Genomic DNA, 18131 nt, shown 5'->3' on the forward strand with positions numbered 1-18131 from the left:
CTGCGGAATATCGGATAAAGCCATCGACTTCGAATTTATCCGTGATGAAGTCGCTCACCTCTACTGTAAAGACAACGGTCGCCCACCTGTTGACCCTGTGCGCCTGTTTAAAATCATCCTGCTTGGCTATCTCTTCGGAATCAAAAGCGAGCGACAACTCGTGAAAGAGATTGAAGTCAATGTCGCGTATCGATGGTTCTTGCGTATGTCACTGACAGAGAAAGTTATCCATGCGTCGACACTCAGCCAAAACCGTATTCGCCGCTTTAATGGTACCGATGTGTTTGAACGTATCTTTATCAATGTCGTGGAGCAGGCTATGGCGAAAGGCTTGGTTGCTGGCCAGGAGCTCTTTACTGACAGCACGCACCTAAAAGCCAATGCCAATAAGAATAAGCACACGAACAAAGTGACTAAGGTTCGCGCCAGTGCCTATCTTGATATGCTCGATGAAGATGTCGCGCTAGACCGAGAGAAAGAGGGTAAGAAACCTTTAAAAGCACGTGCCTCAGAGCCTAAAACTAAGAATACAAAAACAAGTACGACCGACCCGGAAAGTGGCTTCATGACTCGAGATAATAAGCCTCAAGGCTTCTTCTATCTCGACCACCGTACAGTGGATGGGCAGCATGGCATTATCTTAGATACCCATGTCACTGCAGGTAATATCAATGACTCTCAACCTTATGTTAAGCGTCTGGACTCTACCCTAAAGCAATTTAACCTTAATCCAATCGCCGTTGGACTCGACGCGGGCTACTTCACTGCGCCAGTCGCTGAGTCATTAGAGCGTCGAAACATCTTGGGCGTGTTCGGTTATCGCAGACCGTCCAGAACAAAGAATGCATTCAAGAAAAAACACTTTATCTACAGCAAAGAGCGAGACAGTTACCGCTGTCCTAACGGTCAAGAGCTCATCTATAAAACAACGTCTAGAGATGCGTATCGTGAGTATCACTCCGACCCGAAAGAGTGTGCTCTCTGCCCAATGCGAGATGACTGTACGCAAAGTAAAAACATGAAGAAAGTCATTACAAGACACATCTATACAGACGCGGTGGATAGAGCAAACCAAATGCGGCTCTCACCTTATGGAAAAAAGACATACAGACGAAGAAGTGAGACGGTAGAGCGGAGCTTCGCCGACGCTAAGCAGCACCATGGTCACCGTTATGCCCGCTTCCGTGGATTATCCAAAGTGCAGATGCAGTGTTGGCTGGCTGCTGCCGCTCAAAACATCAAGAAGATAGCGTTGGTGGTGAGCTATTTACGAAAAATAGGGCTAAATATGTCCCAAATACGTCAAATTATGGCGTCTAGATACCAAATTAAGCATTGTGCTTTTCTAAACTTGGCATGACCAAAAATATCGCGATCGCGGCCTACGGCCGCTCATAAAAGAGAACCCCACTTCGAAAAGTGGGGTTCGTCAGCAGTCTGAAAGCCTGTCTACTTATGTAGACAGGCTTTTTTACATAACACGTTTTTACATAACAACAAAAATACAGTCAGAATGATCGAGGAATAGAATGGAAAACGCACAACACTATAAAGTCCTAGAAAATATGTACTTAGCCGCTCCAATCAATGAGTTTTATCTACCTAAAATTAAGGTTCAAGAAGGTCAGGCAGACATTGAGATTGAACTGCATAAAAAGTACTTCCACACCGGAGGTACCGTCCACGGTTCCGTCTACTTCAAGATGCTAGACGATGCCGCTTTTTTTGCCGCCGCTAGCCTAGAGAAAGAGTACTTTGTACTTACCACGTCTTTCACTACCTATATCACGCGACCTGTTTCTAAAGGTCGAATGAAAGCGGTAGGTAAAGTGGTGAACATAAATAGCAGTCAATTTATCGTTGAATCTGTGGTGTACGATGGTGAGGGTCGTGAAATTGGACGAGGTAACGGATTGTTTGTTCGAAGTAAAATGTTGCTGGCTGATATACCCGGTTATCAATTCTAGACACTGCCTCAAACACACGGAGAAACATCAGAGTCATTTGAGAGAAATTTGTGAGAAATTAGTGAGGCTGCTGAAAACCTTACCCTGCATGCTTTAACCCATGGAAACGCGCAACGACTCAATCAGAGCAGTGTGCGTTTAATACATAGTGTCCCTAGGGACCGTTAAAGGATGGAATCACAATGAAAAAACGTACTCAACTTGGACTCGCAATTACGTCTGCATCTCTTCTTCTAGGAGCGGGCTCAGCAACTGCAGCAGACCTAGAAATAACCATTACCAACGCAACCAAAGGTATCTATTTTACTCCTCTCATTGTCGCCGCACACAATTCGGACCTAGTGATGTTCCGTACTGGACAGGCCGCTTCTGCAGAGCTGGAGTCGATGGCTGAAGGTGGTGACATTTCTGGTTTGGCAAGTGTCATCGGTAACGCTGGTGGTGTGGTCGTTGAAAACCCTGCTTCGGGGATTTTGAATCCAGGCGTTTCCACCACTTTTTCTATGGATAGCGGCAGCTTTGGCTACCTTTCGCTCAGTGCGATGTTACTACCAACCAATGATGGCTTTGTGGGGTTGGATAGTTGGAAGATCCCGTCAGAGCCAGGTACCTACAAAGCAACACTACGCGGTTATGACGCGGGCACCGAAGCGAATGACGAGCTAGCGGGTAGTATGCCTAACCCTCCATTCCTCACCTTTGGTGCAGGTGGTACAGGCGTTGAAACAGCCGTAACCAATAATACGGTCCATGTTCATCCCGGCAACCTAGGTGACAGCGACCCTGCAGGCGGTATCAGCGACCTTGATAACACTAGCCACCGTTGGCTGAACCCTGTAGCCACTATCACTGTTGTAGTGAAATAGGAGGTCCCATGAAGACACGAATTTTACTACTCGCAAGTGCGGTTGCCGTAATAGCAGGGTGCGGTCACAACGATGATGACAGTCCTGCTGCTCAAAACTATCGTTATACCGTCAGTGTTCAAAACCTATCTGCGAATCAGCCATTGAGTCCGCTCGCGGTACTGGCTCATAACAGCAGTTTTAGCATGTTTGAAGTAGGACAACCTGCATCCGTTGAGCTGGAGCATCTTGCTGAGGGTGGCAGTAATGCGGAGTTGTTGGCTCTAAGCAGCAGTGATGACAACATTTATACTGGAACGTCAGGTAATGGGCTCATCATGCCAGGGACGAGTGACTCGATTACTTTGACCTTATCTCCTGATCGCGCCAAGTATCTGTCGGTTGCCTCTATGTTTGTGAATACCAACGATGCGTTTGTGGGTGAAACCGGGCTCTCTATCGGTAGTCTGGCGACAGGCGAAACCTTCGTGATGAATATGAATGTTTGGGACTCGGGTACTGAAGCTAACGATGAGCTCGCAGCAACCATTCCCGGTCCGGCGGGTGGCGGTGAGGGCTTTAACGCGGCTCGAAACGATGATGACAAGGTCTCTTTCCACTCGGGAGTGGTCAGTAAAGACGATGGTTTAGCAACCTCCGCTCTGTCCGCAAACCATAGGTTCTTAAATCCGGGGGCGAGAATTACCATTACACGAATAGAATAATGAAAGATATTCTTACCTGCTCCGGTCATGTGCTAGGTCTACGGAATTGGAGCAGGTATCGTGATATGGCAAGTCAACTAAACCGCAGTTCGTTTTCAGCAGATGCGTCCCTAGATGCGGGCGCAGTGCTCAAAACCGCTAGTATCCTACTGGTGGAAGATGATGATGACCTCGCAGAGTTGGTGCAGATGCACCTCAAATTTCAAGGACATCATGTTACTAGAGTGAGTCAATGCGGCGAAGCTCGTCAATGCTATTCAGCGCAACCTTTTGACCTGGTGATTCTCGACAGGGGGTTACCTGACGGCGATGGTATCGATGTTTGCCACTCGCTGCGCCGAGTTCAAGATTGGACGCCAGTGCTGATGCTGACCGCACGAGACAGTGAAATGGATAAAGTCGATGGTTTAGAGGCTGGGGTTGATGATTACATTACTAAGCCCTTTAGCGTCTTAGAGTTTCAGGCCCGTGTACGAAACATACTGCGTCGACAAGCTAGACCTGAAACGGAAGAGTCTCAACCAGAAGACGATGCCATGATATTTGGTCCCTTAGAGATCCGCCCAAATCAACACACCGTGTCCCTACATGGCAAGGAGATAGCATTAACCGCCACAGAATTTACCTTACTGCATTTTTTGGCATCGAGACCGGGACGCGTGTACAGCAAAGATGAACTATTAGACCATGTTTGGCATACCAATCATTCCGGTTATCACCATACGGTGTGTAGCACCATTAACCGACTTCGAACCAAATTGACGGTGGAAACCGCCGTTACTCGGCCAAGTAAAGAGCGTGATGAGCAACATTTTGTGCACACGGTCTGGGGTGTGGGTTATAAGTTTCAGTCACTTTGAATGGACTCAACAAAGAGCTTAAGGATGAAGGGATTATGAGTTTTAAAGCAAGACTGGTGATATTCACAAGCCTCTGGTTTTGTATTATGACGGTCATTATTGCCTATACCTATCACTGGCAGCGACAGACCATAGAACATCGCACCACACAAAGCTTACACAAAGATCTCGCGGTCCATATGCGGGACGATAACCCGCTCATGATAGGCACGGAATACAACCCTAAAGCGCTTAAATCCATTTTCCACACCTTGATGCTTATAGGGCCCGACTTCGAGATCTACTTCCTTGATGCTCAAGGCAATATCACCACACACGCTGCACCTGAAGGCGCTGAGATCATGGGCTCCATTGATGTCGAGCCGATAAAACGATTTCTCGCTGATGAGCCTTTCCCGATATTAGGTCAAGACCCCCGTCATCCTGGTGAAGACACCGTGTTCTCCGTCGCGGCAATTAAAGAGTTTGGTTCAACGATCGGCTACCTATACGTGGTAATAGGAAGTACCAAACACTCGACCATCGCAAAGGCTCAGGTAGACACGCCTTATATCGCGCTTACCGGATTGACCTTACTCTCGATTCTAGGATTTGCACTAGGTGCTTACTGGCTGGTTAAGCGTAGCTTGCTTACACCAATCGAAAAGGTAACTTCGAGTCTAGAGCAGCAAGCTGAACATGATTTTCGGCTTAACCCAGGCTTCACCAAACAGGTGCCCGAGCTTGTGCCTATTGCTCACTCTTACCAAAAGATGGCAAAGCATATACAGCAGCAGTTTTTACAACTTGAGTATCAAGCTAGCAGCCGGCGAGACACGTTGGTACAGCTGAGTCATGACCTGAAAACGCCCCTATCGAGTGTGCTTGGTTATTTGGAAACCTGGAAGTTACAGCACCCAGGCTCCGATCCATTGATTGAGGTGGCGTATCGAAATTGCGGTAAGCTATCGGATCAACTTCACTCGTTGCTAGAAACAGCCCAATCGGATGCTGGCTTGCCCAGCTATCAATATGAGCCTGTCGAGCTGAGTTCCTTGGTTGCTGAATGTGCCGAAACCATGATGAGTCAATTTCAACGTAAGCAGATAGAGCTTAACGTCGATGTGGATAGTGGTATTCAAACCATAGGCGATAGAGGTTTGTTGGAACGGCTTGTGTTAAATCTTCTAGAAAATGCCCTGCGTCATAGCCCGAGTGGCGCCAGTGTCGATTGTCAGGCTCATAAGTCCGAAGATGGAAAGAGCATCCAGTTTGTGTTTATCAATAAGGTTGAGCAAAGCGCACCAAGTGGTTCACTAGGCATTGGAACCAAAATTGTTCAATCTATCCTAATGCTGCATCACAGCTACTTGGAAACGAGCGCGAGTGAGTCGATTTACCAGCAGAGGTTTGCCTTGCGTGTGGTGTAAAAAAGCCCCGATAGGGATCGGGGCTGGTCTATGGTTTTATTTCACTTGTTGTTGATTAATAGCCTTTCTTGCGATGACGACTTTCCGACTGAACAGAGCGATAGAACTTACCCAACTCTTTGTCTTTGGTTCGTTTCTCTGCAAGAGACGCACTGTTTCGTGCTTGTTCGCGCTGGAGCTTAAAGTAGTTGTCGACTCGTCTCTCATCAAGCTCACCGCTCTCTAGTGCACTTCGTACGGCACAACCTGGCTCATTGGTGTGCTGACAGTCCGCAAAACGGCATTGGTTAATCAAGGTTTCTACATCACTGAAGGTCTCGGACAGACCGTCTTCACTTGCTGTGAGTTGAATCTCTCGCATTCCAGGCGTATCAAGTAATAAACCGCCATTTGGCATCTTATGCATGGAACGAGAGGTTGTCGTGTGGCGACCTTTACTGTCATCTTCACGAATACCACCCGTTGCTTGCGCTTGTGCCTGCATTAGGGTGTTTACCAGTGTCGATTTCCCTACACCAGAAGAGCCCATAAATGCCACGGTTTGACCAACTCCACACCAAGACTGAAGGCCATGAAGAGAATCAATCTCCAATGCGTTGACCGTTTCTATCATTAAGAATGGGTCAAGTGATTGTACTTGTTGACGTTTCTCTTCGACGTCCTCACATAGGTCGGCTTTGGTTAGCACGATCACTGCTTCAGATTTGGCTTCATTGACCAAAGTCAGGTAGCGTTCTATGCGGCTGAGATTAAAGTCAAAGTTTAAGGAACAGACAATAAAAACAGTGTCGACGTTGGCAGCAATGTATTGCTCTTCTGGCTTTGAGCCAGGAGCTTTGCGGCTAAACAGAGATTTACGATCGAGCAGTCTTACAAATCGATGTTGTTCATCCAGAAGTATCCAATCACCCACCGTCATTTGAGGGTGACTGATATGATGCTCAAGGTGAAACTCTTCTTGCTCAGTACAGACTATATAGCCACTGCGATGATGAGCAATAACACGACCGAAGATAATACCTTCGTACTCTTCAAGAGTGAGTTGTTGTTGAAAATAGGTTTTCCAGCCAAGTTCGTTGATCGCGATTGGATGGGTAAAAATAGAATGCATTGTTAGTACCTAAAATAGACTTATTTTTATAAGGGTCAGGTACTTACCGATGTAAGTGTGTGCAGGTTGCACAAGACCCCGGTTTTGGTCACCGGGTAAAGCAGAAGAGTATGGTTGAGCGGAACTAAGAGTGTGTTTACGTTTCGCTTAACGCTAGTTTGTTTCCAACTTTACCGGGTGGGTACGCATTACAATCATGAAAATCCTCCAAAAAATATTAGTATAAGACGTGGCAATAATAGCACCGCGGCGCTATTTGTACAGCACCGCGGTAAATTACGATTCTTGTGGCTTAGTGATGCATGTGGTCGTGATTATGCTTCATTCCAGACATCACCTTTTTGACTGGTACGGTCAATACCTTTACTTCGCCATTCGCAAAGCTCAGCTCAACGTTAATGGTCTCGCCTTCTTTCATTGGCTGGTTTACGTCTAGCAGCATGATGTGCAAGCTACCCGGCTTTAGCATGGTTTTACCATTCGCTGGTATCTCAATCGACTTTATTTGACGCATTTTCATCACGTCACCGTCTTTAATGACATCGTGAAGTTCAACGACGGAAGAGGCTTGAGAGGTGGCGCTGACAATAGTACGCACCTCGTTGCCTGTGTTCTCGATGGTACCGAAGACGGCACTGGTCGTCGCATTCGGTGGTGTTGCGCGAGCATACGCGTCATTGACATCAATCGCCGCCTTGGCGGCTGAAAGAGGGGCAAGGGCAAGAGCAGTTAGAAGGATTGTATTGAGCTTCATGGTTTATTCCATTGTTATATGAGTTTTATCCTTGTTTATTGACGCGTTTTATCGCTTCAATAATTGGAGCAGGAGTCATGGTGTGCGGCACTTTTTCAATAAGCGTACCGTCAGGGCTTAAAAAATAGAAATATGAGCTATGATCGAGCGTGTAACCAAGCTGGGAATCTTCGAGCTCCGTTTTTCTAAAGATCACGCCATACTTGTGAGCTAAAGGTTTTGTGACCTCAAGAGGTGCTGATAGCCCCTCAATCATGGGATGAAAATAGTGTGCATATTCCGCTGAGGCTTCAGCGGCATCGCGCTCGGGATCGAGAGAGACAAACATTGGTCTTAATGTTGATTTGGTTTCATCATCGATCTGATTCAGTGCGCCTGCCAACATGGCAAGTGACGTTGGGCACACGTCAGGGCAGCGGGTAAACCCAAAATACACGATGCGCGTACGTGGGTCCGTTTGGTCAAAAATCTCGACGGGGTCGCCATTCTCGCCATACAAAATGGATTCAGACACTTTTTCAAGTTGCGCTAACTCTAGTGCCTGTTTCTCTTTTTGCTGTTGGTTGTCGAGATACACCTTACTCCCCACACCAAGACCAAAAGCGACAATCAGTAGTGCTATCCATTTTTTATTCATCGAGCGCTCATCCTCAGTGCTGCTTTGATGTCAGTGCTACCGTCAGAAACGGTGCCATACCATGTCATACGTTCTTCAGCGCAAACGGGTAAAATGATTTCACCTTGATAAACGTCAGGCTTTATCATCTCTAACTGATACTTTGCGATGCCCATGTCCATTTCTTTGCCTTGCAGTGAGATAGACAATGTCTCGGCTTCAGAGTTAGGCCAAAATACATCGACTTTAATGGGCGTCAATGGCGTGACCCGCTGAGCATCGAGCTTAAGTTTTACACCTTGTTGCTCGCACACTTCTGAAGAGAGCATGCAATAGCTGCTCAGGTCGACATCGGCGTTTGGCGCGTGATTTAACAGATTCGGTAAATAGAATCCTGCTCCTAGCGCAGCGGCAACCAGCAAGATTTTGATTTTATTGTTCAACGTAATGTTAACCATAGAAAGAATCGTAACCGCATCCTAACATATTCCGTTGCGGCATCTGTGCGGTAGTCCTAATTTTTGCTGTCTGTTAAACGACTTACACATTGCTGTTAGGCTGCTGCGCCGGAGTTAAGCATTGGCAAGACGTTTAGGTTGTGTATTTGAATGAGAGATCTTTCCTGCAAACCACCAAATCAACCAAGTTAATGGCGCACTCACAATTCCATCCAAAGCATAATGCCAACCCAGAGAAATCGAACCGATAAAAATCACTAGGGCGTACAACCAAAACACAATACCTAACGTGCGGTTGATGGCGTTCATCGTTAATGCCATGAGCACAGCCATGGAGACATGCATACTTGGCATTGCGGAAATGCCACTGCCTAACATATCTTTGCCTTCAGAATACACCAGCCACAAGTCTTGTTGGGTTTCGAGCGCAAATAGTCCCCAACTATTGTGTTCAGTTAGCCAGGCATCTTGCTGCTGAAGCAGTTGCAAAAGAAGACCATAGCCATGATTGTCATATCCCAATTTAGACAAGAAGACCGGTCCTGCCGAAGACAAGCACATCGCTAGTATCATGCCGAGTAAGGTCCATGATAGTAGCCAGCTTAAGAAAAAACGCGTTCTTAGCGGCGATTTCGAGGATAGCAAAAAGTAGCAAACCATCCCCCACATCAAGAAAAACCAGAGGTTGTAGCAGAAATTAAGTGCGAAGGTGATGTACGGAGAATCAAGGAGCGTGTGGACAACAGTCCATGGCTCGTTTCCAGCAAACAGCCACACATCGAGTTGATGGAAGAGCAAGTCATACTGGAACGGATGAATAATGGGAATCAGCCCTTTGAATGAGGAAAAGGCTGACATAAATATGCTAATCGCGGTAAGTAAGACAAAACTGGAGATAACTCTCGCCCGATATTGGTAGAGCAGTTTGATTTTGTTCACGTAGCATTGAATAGGGCTTTTTTCTCGGCGAAGCAGTAGAACAAAGAAGTAGCCGCTACCAGCAAGTGTCAGTGATATTGGTACTAAAACGTTGAGAGCTCGCATGTAAGAGAAAAACGACAGTTTTCCCGTGTAACCATACAGTGAAGAGAAGACAAAGGTGCACAACGTGACAGCTGCGATTAGCAAATAGAGCTTAGCATCACTTCTAATGTCGTTAGCAATGTCATTGAGTTCGCGGCTTACTCGGTGGTTGGAATTGAAAAGATAGTGTGATGAAGAGCGCGCCATAAGAAAGTCTCTAAAATGCAGATAAAGTCATACCTCAAGGAGCCGAGCGATATTCATCCAGCATTATGTTCCTTGTCATTTGATATGGTTGCATAATGCCTAGAACGGTGCAAATAAATCAACAAGATAGAGCCAGCTGTTTGTCTCGACATTATAATTGGAGGAGCCAAACGATTTCTTATAGTGCGAAGCTGTAGTGAAACAAATAGGTAACTAGTTGTTACATGTCGACATCTTGTTGAACTAAAACTGTCACAAATTCGACATCTAGTGTTCCTAGTATTGCCTGACTTTTAATTCACCTCAGGACAAAATATGAAACTCTCAGTAATCGCTCTGTCTCTGCTGGCTGCTACATCGGCACATGCGGCACTTGATCTCTATGACCCATCGAATAATGAAACGGACAACTTAGTTTGGGTTGGTCACATGAGCCCAGATACAGACACAGTTTCTGCCGCTATGATGGCGGCTCATATCTATGGAGGCAAGGCAACGGTTGCAGAAAACATCAATCCAGAAAGCACTTTTGTTCTGAACTATTGTAATGCTGAGAAGCCAGAGATTGTTGCTGATTACTCCAACTATCAAGTAGGTCTGGTCGATTTCAATCAACGCACACAGCTAGCACCAAGCATCAACACCGAGTCGATTGTTGCCGTCATCGACCATCATGCTATCGGTGGAGCGCCGATTAATACTTCACAGCTTGTTTCAATGGATGTTCGTGCTTGGGGCTCAACTGCGACTATCCTTGCAGCGAATGCTGAACAACTAGGGGTTTCACTTCCTAAGTCAGTAGCCTGCGCGGGTCTTGGTGCTATTTTGTCAGATACCGTGGTATTTCAGTCGGCAACGACCACAGATTACGACCATCACTTTGCTCAAAAGCTAGCGAAGATCGCTGGCGTTGAAGATATTGAAGACTTTGGTCAGCAGATGCTAGTGGCCAAGTCGGATCTCAGCCATCTTCCAGCCGCTTCAATCCTGACAATGGATTACAAGAACTTCGAATACGGTGGTAAAAAAGTAGGTATCGGCGTTGCTGAAACCTTAACTGCGCAACAGCTGATTGATCGCAAAGACGAGTTACTGGCGGCGATGGCTGAGTACAAGAAAGCACAGAACCTTGATCACTTGTTCTTCTCCATCACAGATACAAAGAACAAGCGTGCCAATATCATCTGGGGAGATGATGTAGAGAAGCAGATCTTGAGTCAAGCATTTGATACACCAGTGACGGGCGACATGCTGACTCTTGACGGTGTCACATCTCGTAAGCGTCAGATTGGACCTGCAATCCAAAACTCTATTGAGCAAATGTAGCTTCGGCAAAACGGTAAGGGATACGCGAGTATCCCTTGTTAGCAAAACAATATCTGTATTTGTCGGATTATTCTCGATTTCGCTCTTGATACTCTCTCGGAGACATACCTGTGCACTTTTTGAACGTATTAGAAAAGGTTGCCACGCTTTCGTAGCCTACCGCCAAGCACACGTCAGTTATAGTATGGCCTTGTTTTAGATATAGTTTTGCCTTAGAGATACGCATATCTCTTAGGTAGCTACGAGGCGTCACACCGTAGAGCTGTTTGAAGACTCGGATGTAGTGGAAGCGCGACATAAATGCGGCTTTGGCGAGATCATCTAGATCGATACTCTCGGCATGGTGGGCTTCCATGAAGGCTTTTGATTGTCTGATGAGCGTGGTCTTTCTAGCAGGCAGTGAATGCTCTTTATAGATGCGCTCGATCTCTAGTTCATAATACGTTTTCTTTTTACCAGGCATCATGTTGTCGCCAGAATGTTGGTAGACGAGGCTTTCGCCTCGCCTGTTTCGAGAGATGAGCTAAAGCATCTGCATGATCTGAATGTAGTTGCCACAGGTGTCATCAAGCACTGCGATGATCACATTGCCCACTTCGCGCGGGGTGACCGAGAACTCGACTCCAAGAGCGAGTAGTCGTTCATATTCCTCGTTAATGTCATCAACGGAAAATGAAGTCCAAGGGATCCCGGCCTCTTTTAGTGATGTTTGGTACTGTTTCGCCGGTTCGAATGCCATCGGCTCGAGTAGCAGTTCCACCCCAGATTGCTCTTGTGGTGAAACCACGGTTAACCATTTATGCTCGCCGAGAGGAACTTCTGTCTTCTTGATAAAGCCTAGTACATCGGTGTAAAAGGCAAGTGCCTTGTCTTGGTCTTGTACAGGAACGCTGGTGATGCAGATTTTCATTTGATAGTTGCCCTTGTTATCTGGAATAAGCAAAGCATAGTCAGGGTAGCTTGAAAAAACTTGTTCCAGATTGCTCGATGTTGTCCCCGAGGTTACTTGCTATTTAGCTGTTTCAAAAAATGAATCTTACTGTTATCAACACTTCCATTGTCTTCGTAACCGGAAATCTTATAACCAGACGAAAGTAGCAGTTGGAGCATAGCAGGGAAGCGGTTCATAGATTTAACACTGATCGCTTGGTAGCCCTGTTCAAGCGCCCATGCTTCTTGCTGCTCCCTTAATTCGGTTGCGATACCCAGTTTACGGTAATCGATAGAAACACCGCCAAGCCAACTATAGAACTCAGCTTCAGACAGTTCATAGCCAATCTTGTAAGCGACAGGCTTGTTGCTGTGGGCAGCGATTAACACTAGGTGCTTTTTGTCTTTCAAGCGCTCGATGAGTTTTTCTTTTGGTGTTTTTTGCACAAACTCAGGTATAGAGTCGTCGACAGTTAGGGTGTCGTCGATGGTGCCGACATAAAAATCAAATTTCATTTTCATTGTTGTTCTCTGTCGCGATAGAGCGATCTTATAGTCTCTTTTAGCCAACGGATTTTGGCGTTGTGGGCATTGCGTTTATGCCAGATCATCGTAAATGGAATAAGTAATTTCTCTTGGTGCTCTTCACTCACCGGGATAGGCAATGACGTTAACTCTGGGTGAAGACGAGAAACATAGTGCTCACAGTATTTAGGCGCCGTTGTTACCATATCGTGATTCGGCTGGGCAGCCATGTACAGAGACTGCTCGAAGCTTGCCATAGTTAGAGAGACATTACGCTCTCTACCTAGCTCAGTGAGTACTTCATCCAGTGCCCATTTCTCACTTTTTTCCCATACCGTATTGATGTGCGGGTAGGAGAGAAAACTCTCTAGATCCCATTCTTGCTGAAAAGCTGGATGGTCACGACGTAGATAGACTTGAGGCAGTTCAGAAAACAGCGCTTCAAAGTCGATGAAGTAGGGGAGTAGGTCTACCGACTCCTTCGAACGTGGATGACTTTCTCGCCCTGTAAATCCAATATCGGCGTCACCACGAATGATGGCTTCTAGTGAGTCATAGTCCCAGTTGCTGGTTTTTACTTTTGCATCAGGGTAGCGCTCTTGTATTAGAGGCAGCAACTCGTTCAGCATGGTGAGCAGAAGCGGGGATTCTACCATTAAGTTAAAGCTCAACCCTTTGGTGGAGTCCTCACTGCGCTTTTCTAGAATTTGTCCGCCCATCTGAAACCAGTCGCCAAGCTCTTGTTCCATGCTTTGCACTACGGGTGTTGGAACCAGTCCATTCGGGGTTTTAATGAACAGCGGGTCGTCGAACCAATCTCGCAGCTTGCCTAATGACTTGCTCACAGTGGATGGTGTGACATTTAGCTTTTTTGCGGCTTTAGACACGCTGCGTTCCTGTAGTAACAGTTGCAGCGTGGTGAGCAAATTAAGGTCAAGTCGAGTTGTGGCTTTCTTCATACTGAGGCGATGATGTCGATTTTGGTGTCCATGATATTAGAGCTAAGCAAACTATGCTAGTTAGCGCCAATATAGCAATCAGAACATATAGTGCACTGACGCCTAATATGCCCAATAACCAAATATAAAACGCAGAGGTACAGACTTGACTCACACCGAGTATGGAACTTGCTACTCCTGCGCGCCTTGAGTAGGGACTCAGTGCTTGGCTCATGGTCACGCCAAATCCAATCGAAAACGCGGCGCAGATCAGTCCAAAGCTAATGAAATAACCAACCGCATTCACATCGTAAGTGCTGACTAGAAAAAGCGTTGCTGCCGCTATAGCAAATAGGCTTTGTGATGTGATGATAAGCGTGCGCTCACGAAAAAAAGTCAAAGCGAGTGGCGCCGAAAATGATGTAATCATACTAACCAACGCAGTCATTGCCATTACCGTAGAATATCCCCCACGATCCAACTCAAGTGTTCCCATCATCAACATTGGCGATACGTTGACGTAAGTGAGGATGACGGTACAGCTTAATGACGCGATGATGACGCGGCTAACGAAAAATCGACTCAAAAAGCGTTCATGGTGAGATTGAGAGCTGCTCCCGCTTGTGGACTTGGATATTTCTCCCGTTGGCTTAGTTTCCTTAAGTAGCAACAGTGAAAGTAGACACACCAAAACCCCCATGCCTGCCATTGTGGTAAACAAGCTCTGCCAAGGAAACTTCAGCATAATTAGGTGACCCACTACGGGCGCTATGACGGGAACGATACAGGTGATGCCATTAATCATCGACAAAACCTTGGCTCGACGCTTGTCATCCAATGTGTCGCGCAGTATGGCGAATGCGACAACATAGCAAGAGCCAGCACCGATACCTTGAGCAAACCTTGCGGCGAGGAAAGTGCTCACTTGCTCGGCAGCGCCTCCCATCAGCGAGGCTCCGACAAATATGGCGGCTCCTGCTATCGCCATTGGCTTTCTTCCCAATGAGTCAGACAGTTTTCCTGCTAGTAGCATAGTCGTTGCCATCCCCGCTAAATAGATGGAAAAGGCGATATGAAGTTGAGACTCTGTTGCACTGAGGTCTGCGGCGATTTGTGGTAGCCCAACTAGGTAAAGATCGATGGCGGTTGGGTAGAGCAGAACCAGCGCGAAGCTGCAAATAAGAAACTTAAACATGAAAACCTCACTGTAAACGGTAACCAGATTTTAGTGAGTGGTACTCGGTTACACGAGTGAGCAATGCGACAACGGTAATGTCCGTTTTCGACATACTGCCTTTGTCGTGAGTGACTTGAAGTCTCCTTGACTATGCTCTTTATAAAGCAAACTGCATTTTATCGGTTGCCTTCTATAAAATGAGAGTTATTTTCATTTACACTTGAGGGGTGACGAAAGAAAAATTAAGAATGATGGCAGAACGATGAAGATGCCACGATAAAGGAAGGGTAACTATGACAGGACAATACTCTCAATGGCTCGCTCGGGACCCTGATGCCGCAACTCGCGAGGAACTTAAGCAGCTTATTGATGCTAACAGTACACAGGAGTTAGCGGATCGTTTTGGCTCACGTTTGGAATTCGGTACAGCCGGTTTGCGCGGAAAAGTCGGTGCTGGACCAAACCGAATGAACCGATTGGTAATTCAAGAGACGGCGACGGGTCTTGGCGACTATCTTGTAGAACAGATCGAGGAAGCTAAATCGCGCGGCGTCGTTATTGGCTATGACGGCCGCCTCGACTCAAAGCAGTTCGCTCATGACGCTGCATCAGTATTAACCGCTCAGGGTATCAAGGTTTACTTAACTCATAAGGTAGCAGCAACCCCAATTGTCGCGTTTGGGGTTAGAGAATTAAGTGCTGCTGCCGCTGTAGTAGTGACCGCGAGTCACAATCCACCTGAGTACAATGGTTTTAAGGTCTATTGGGAAAATGGCGCTCAGATCATACCGCCTCACGATTCAGGGATCGCAGCCAAAATTGATGAAGCAACCACTAAGCCACTCAACTTGAAGCCTCTCAAAGACGCTGAGCAGCAGGGGCTGCTTGTCTGGTTAAATGATGAGTATTATGAGAATTATCGTAAGGTTATGAATAACAATCACTTGCTCAAACCTGATAGCAATACTGACATCTCGATTGCCTACACCGCAATGCACGGGGTAGGGGCTGAGATGGCGGAAACCTTGTTAGCCGATGCTGGATTTAACAAAGTTGCGAGTGTTGCTGAGCAGCGAGAACCCGATGGCACGTTTCCGACTGTAAACTTCCCTAACCCAGAGGAAGCCGGTGCGATGGATAAAGTGATGGCGTTAGGTCGAGCGGTTGACGCTGATATAGCCTGCGCGAACGACCCCGATGCGGATCGTTTTGCCGTCGCGGTAAAGCGCCCTGATGGTGAATATCAAATGCTAACAGGCGATCAGGTCGGCGCTTTGTTCGGTGATTATCTTCTTGAAGGGCAGCCTGGTTCTTTGGTGGGGAATACCATAGTTTCTTCACGCCTACTAAGCAGTATTGCCAAGGCGTATGGCGCACGTTATTACCAAACATTGACAGGGTTTAAATGGTTAACCAACGTCGCGATGAAGCAAGAGACAGATTCGCATCCATTCTTGTTTGCCTACGAGGAAGCGTTAGGTTACACCGTTGGCAACAAAGTCTGGGATAAAGATGGGCTGTCTGCACTGGTGGCTTTCTCGCAACTAACGAGTAAGCTTAAGGCACAGGGCAAAACCATTTGGGACAAGCTAGAGGCTTTGTATCGCCAACATGGTTTCTACTGCAATGCCCAGCGTAGTATCGCGCTCGACCCTAAAGTACCGTCAATTGGCGATAAGCTTCGTGGTAATCCACCAACCCAAATTGCAGGTCAGCGTGTAGAAATCATCGAGGACCTTAAGCTATCTCAACGTCAGTTTGCGGATGGTTCTTCAGAGCGGATTGACCTTCCAGTCAGTGACGTATTGATTTATTTATTGGAGGATAAGTCTCGGGTCATTGTTCGCCCTTCAGGCACTGAGCCCAAGCTCAAATGCTACTACGAAGTGATCAATGACTTCCCAGAAGATATGGATTACGAGCAGGCTAGCCAAGCTGCGGATGTAAAAATGAGTGCTTTGATAGAGGCTCATCAGAAGAGCTTGTAAGAGTGAGGCTTTTCGATTGGGGTTACCTTACGAGGTAACCCTTTTTTATTGAGATCTGAACGCTAACCCCATCCATGAGGCAAGTTCTCTCTATCGTCATACTCAGCACCACATACCTTACATTTGAAGTAACTGATGTGGGTTTCAGATTTATGAGTTCCTAGGAATACGCCAACGATCAGATTAAGCCATTGGGATTTAGCGCTGTTTTTTTGCTGTTTTTGAGCTTCAATCTCGGCGGGTGTCAGTCGCTGGTGCTGGGTTTTCTGGTTACAGTTACCGCAGTGTAAAGCCGTTTCAGAGTCGGACATTCCAGTTCCTTTGTTCTATGTGCTGTACTTAAACGAAATAGCACTGTTGGGGTTTGGACCTATCTTGTGGTGATGATATATGAAACTCAAGTTATATGATGGCGTAATGTGGCGGATAGCACGTAAAGGGGAGGAGGGATAAATAGAAATGTTATGTAAATCAGTGAACTATACTCGCGCCAGATAGCTAGCACGAGAATCGATATGTTGTTCAGTCTTGCTTTAACGCCATGCTGACTGCCGCATCAGCATGAATCGCAGTGGTATCGAATAGCGCGACATCGGTGTGTTGCTGTTGCACCAGTAATGCAATCTCGGTACAGCCCAAGATTACCGCTTCAGCCCCTTGTTGCTTAAGCCTAGCAATGATCTCTAGATAGACTTGTCTTGATTGGTCTTTGATCTCGCCTCGGCACAACTCTTGATAGATGATGTCGTGAACTAAGGTGCGGTCCGCCTCGTTTGGGACAACAACATCGATACCATGCTGTTCAATTAATCTGCCTTTATAGAAAGGCTGTTCCATGGTGAAACGTGTGCCGAGAAGCCCCACCTTTTTGATGCCATCGTTTTTTAGCGCTTCTGCTGTCGCATCGGCAATGTGCAAGATTGGAATAGTGATGTGCTTTTCAATGTCGGGAGCAACTTTGTGCATGGTATTAGTACAGATAAGCAGGAAATCTGCGCCACCACTTTCTACCGATGCCGCCGCTTCGCCCAAGATAGTGGCCGTTTCATCCCAGCGTCCTTGGTGTTGTAGTTTTTCTATTTCATCGAAGTTAACGCTATACAAACAGATTTTTGCTGAGTGCAGTCCACCCATCGTTTGTTTTACGCCTTCGTTAATGGATTTGTAGTAGCTGAGAGTAGACTCCCAGCTCATGCCTCCCAACAAGCCAATTGTTTTCATACCATACTTCCTGTTGTTGATTTGATGACTCTATTAAAGCGCCATCGAAGC

The 18131-nt window shown here is 46.6% G+C and carries 19 protein-coding genes and 1 pseudogene; 8 read left to right on the forward strand and 12 right to left on the reverse strand.

Features of this window, described 5'->3' with window-relative positions; all coding sequences use genetic code 11:
* Positions 1–13: 13 nt before the first annotated feature.
* The 6 genes and pseudogenes from AC6I8U_RS21615 to AC6I8U_RS21640 form a co-directional block, all read left to right on the forward strand.
* Positions 14–1360: pseudogene (locus AC6I8U_RS21615) on the forward strand (IS1182 family transposase); the annotation flags it as partial.
* A 169-nt stretch (positions 1361–1529) separates the two neighbouring features.
* Positions 1530–1967 (forward strand): PaaI family thioesterase, encoded by a 438-nt coding sequence (locus AC6I8U_RS21620; RefSeq protein ID WP_498018482.1) that lies wholly within the window; start codon positions 1530–1532, stop codon positions 1965–1967.
* Positions 1968–2149: 182 nt separating this feature from the next.
* The gene (locus AC6I8U_RS21625) at positions 2150–2833 is read left to right on the forward strand and encodes a spondin domain-containing protein (RefSeq protein WP_498018483.1); all 684 of its coding nucleotides are present in this window, start codon (positions 2150–2152) and stop codon (positions 2831–2833) included.
* A gap of 8 nt (positions 2834–2841) precedes the next feature.
* A complete protein-coding gene (locus tag AC6I8U_RS21630; protein ID WP_234497726.1) occupies positions 2842–3537 on the forward strand; it encodes a spondin domain-containing protein in 696 nt (231 codons plus the stop codon).
* 65 nt (positions 3538–3602) lie between these two features.
* A complete protein-coding gene (locus tag AC6I8U_RS21635) occupies positions 3603–4397 on the forward strand; it encodes a response regulator transcription factor (RefSeq protein WP_498018484.1) in 795 nt (264 codons plus the stop codon).
* A gap of 35 nt (positions 4398–4432) precedes the next feature.
* The gene (locus AC6I8U_RS21640) at positions 4433–5806 is read left to right on the forward strand and encodes a sensor histidine kinase (protein ID WP_498018485.1); all 1374 of its coding nucleotides are present in this window, start codon (positions 4433–4435) and stop codon (positions 5804–5806) included.
* A gap of 55 nt (positions 5807–5861) precedes the next feature.
* Here AC6I8U_RS21640 and rsgA read toward each other — a convergent pair whose 3' ends face one another.
* The 5 genes from rsgA to AC6I8U_RS21665 all read right to left on the reverse strand — a co-directional run bounded on the left by rsgA (position 5862) and on the right by AC6I8U_RS21665 (position 9975).
* Complete coding sequence (gene rsgA, locus AC6I8U_RS21645) at positions 5862–6917, reverse strand: ribosome small subunit-dependent GTPase A (RefSeq protein ID WP_498018486.1); 1056 nt, start codon at positions 6915–6917, stop codon at positions 5862–5864.
* A 292-nt stretch (positions 6918–7209) separates the two neighbouring features.
* Positions 7210–7671 carry a copper chaperone PCu(A)C gene (locus tag AC6I8U_RS21650; RefSeq protein ID WP_498018487.1) on the reverse strand — a complete coding sequence of 154 codons (462 nt, stop codon included), beginning with the start codon at positions 7669–7671 and terminating at the stop codon, positions 7210–7212.
* Between the two features lie 25 nt (positions 7672–7696).
* On the reverse strand, positions 7697–8308 hold the full coding sequence (locus AC6I8U_RS21655) for an SCO family protein (protein ID WP_498018488.1): 612 nt from the start codon (positions 8306–8308) through the stop codon (positions 7697–7699).
* Complete coding sequence (locus AC6I8U_RS21660) at positions 8305–8745, reverse strand: hypothetical protein (protein ID WP_498018489.1); 441 nt, start codon at positions 8743–8745, stop codon at positions 8305–8307. Before AC6I8U_RS21660 ends, AC6I8U_RS21655 begins: the two co-directional genes overlap by 4 nt.
* 114 nt (positions 8746–8859) lie before the next feature.
* Positions 8860–9975 (reverse strand): phosphatase PAP2 family protein, encoded by a 1116-nt coding sequence (locus AC6I8U_RS21665; protein ID WP_498018490.1) that lies wholly within the window; start codon positions 9973–9975, stop codon positions 8860–8862.
* Between the two features lie 315 nt (positions 9976–10290).
* On the opposite strand from AC6I8U_RS21665, the gene AC6I8U_RS21670 reads away from it, so the two are divergent.
* On the forward strand, positions 10291–11301 hold the full coding sequence (locus AC6I8U_RS21670; protein WP_498018491.1) for a manganese-dependent inorganic pyrophosphatase: 1011 nt from the start codon (positions 10291–10293) through the stop codon (positions 11299–11301).
* A 67-nt stretch (positions 11302–11368) separates the two neighbouring features.
* Here AC6I8U_RS21670 and AC6I8U_RS21675 read toward each other — a convergent pair whose 3' ends face one another.
* The 5 genes from AC6I8U_RS21675 to AC6I8U_RS21695 form a co-directional block, all read right to left on the reverse strand.
* A complete protein-coding gene (locus AC6I8U_RS21675) occupies positions 11369–11764 on the reverse strand; it encodes a helix-turn-helix domain-containing protein (protein ID WP_498019621.1) in 396 nt (131 codons plus the stop codon).
* Between the two features lie 60 nt (positions 11765–11824).
* A complete protein-coding gene (locus tag AC6I8U_RS21680; RefSeq protein ID WP_498018492.1) occupies positions 11825–12211 on the reverse strand; it encodes a VOC family protein in 387 nt (128 codons plus the stop codon).
* Between the two features lie 92 nt (positions 12212–12303).
* Positions 12304–12747, reverse strand: coding sequence for a GNAT family N-acetyltransferase (locus tag AC6I8U_RS21685; protein WP_498019622.1), 444 nt, complete (start codon positions 12745–12747; stop codon positions 12304–12306).
* 2 nt (positions 12748–12749) lie between these two features.
* Positions 12750–13715, reverse strand: coding sequence for an HTH-type transcriptional regulator YidZ (yidZ, locus tag AC6I8U_RS21690; protein ID WP_498018493.1), 966 nt, complete (start codon positions 13713–13715; stop codon positions 12750–12752).
* Entirely contained in the window at positions 13690–14889 is a 1200-nt protein-coding gene (locus AC6I8U_RS21695) for an MFS transporter (RefSeq protein WP_498018494.1), read from the reverse strand. The genes yidZ and AC6I8U_RS21695 overlap by 26 nt, the downstream gene beginning before the upstream one ends.
* A gap of 275 nt (positions 14890–15164) precedes the next feature.
* On the opposite strand from AC6I8U_RS21695, the gene AC6I8U_RS21700 reads away from it, so the two are divergent.
* On the forward strand, positions 15165–16859 hold the full coding sequence (locus tag AC6I8U_RS21700) for a phospho-sugar mutase (RefSeq protein ID WP_498018495.1): 1695 nt from the start codon (positions 15165–15167) through the stop codon (positions 16857–16859).
* Positions 16860–16921: 62 nt separating this feature from the next.
* On the opposite strand, the gene AC6I8U_RS21705 is transcribed toward AC6I8U_RS21700, so the two are convergent.
* Both AC6I8U_RS21705 and AC6I8U_RS21710 read right to left on the reverse strand, forming a co-directional pair.
* On the reverse strand, positions 16922–17170 hold the full coding sequence (locus AC6I8U_RS21705; protein WP_042469641.1) for a hypothetical protein: 249 nt from the start codon (positions 17168–17170) through the stop codon (positions 16922–16924).
* A gap of 211 nt (positions 17171–17381) precedes the next feature.
* The gene (locus tag AC6I8U_RS21710; RefSeq protein ID WP_498018496.1) at positions 17382–18080 is read right to left on the reverse strand and encodes an aspartate/glutamate racemase family protein; all 699 of its coding nucleotides are present in this window, start codon (positions 18078–18080) and stop codon (positions 17382–17384) included.
* Positions 18081–18131 lie beyond the last annotated feature (51 nt).

The sequence above is a fragment of the Vibrio sp. KUL80 genome, from assembly GCF_059725495.1.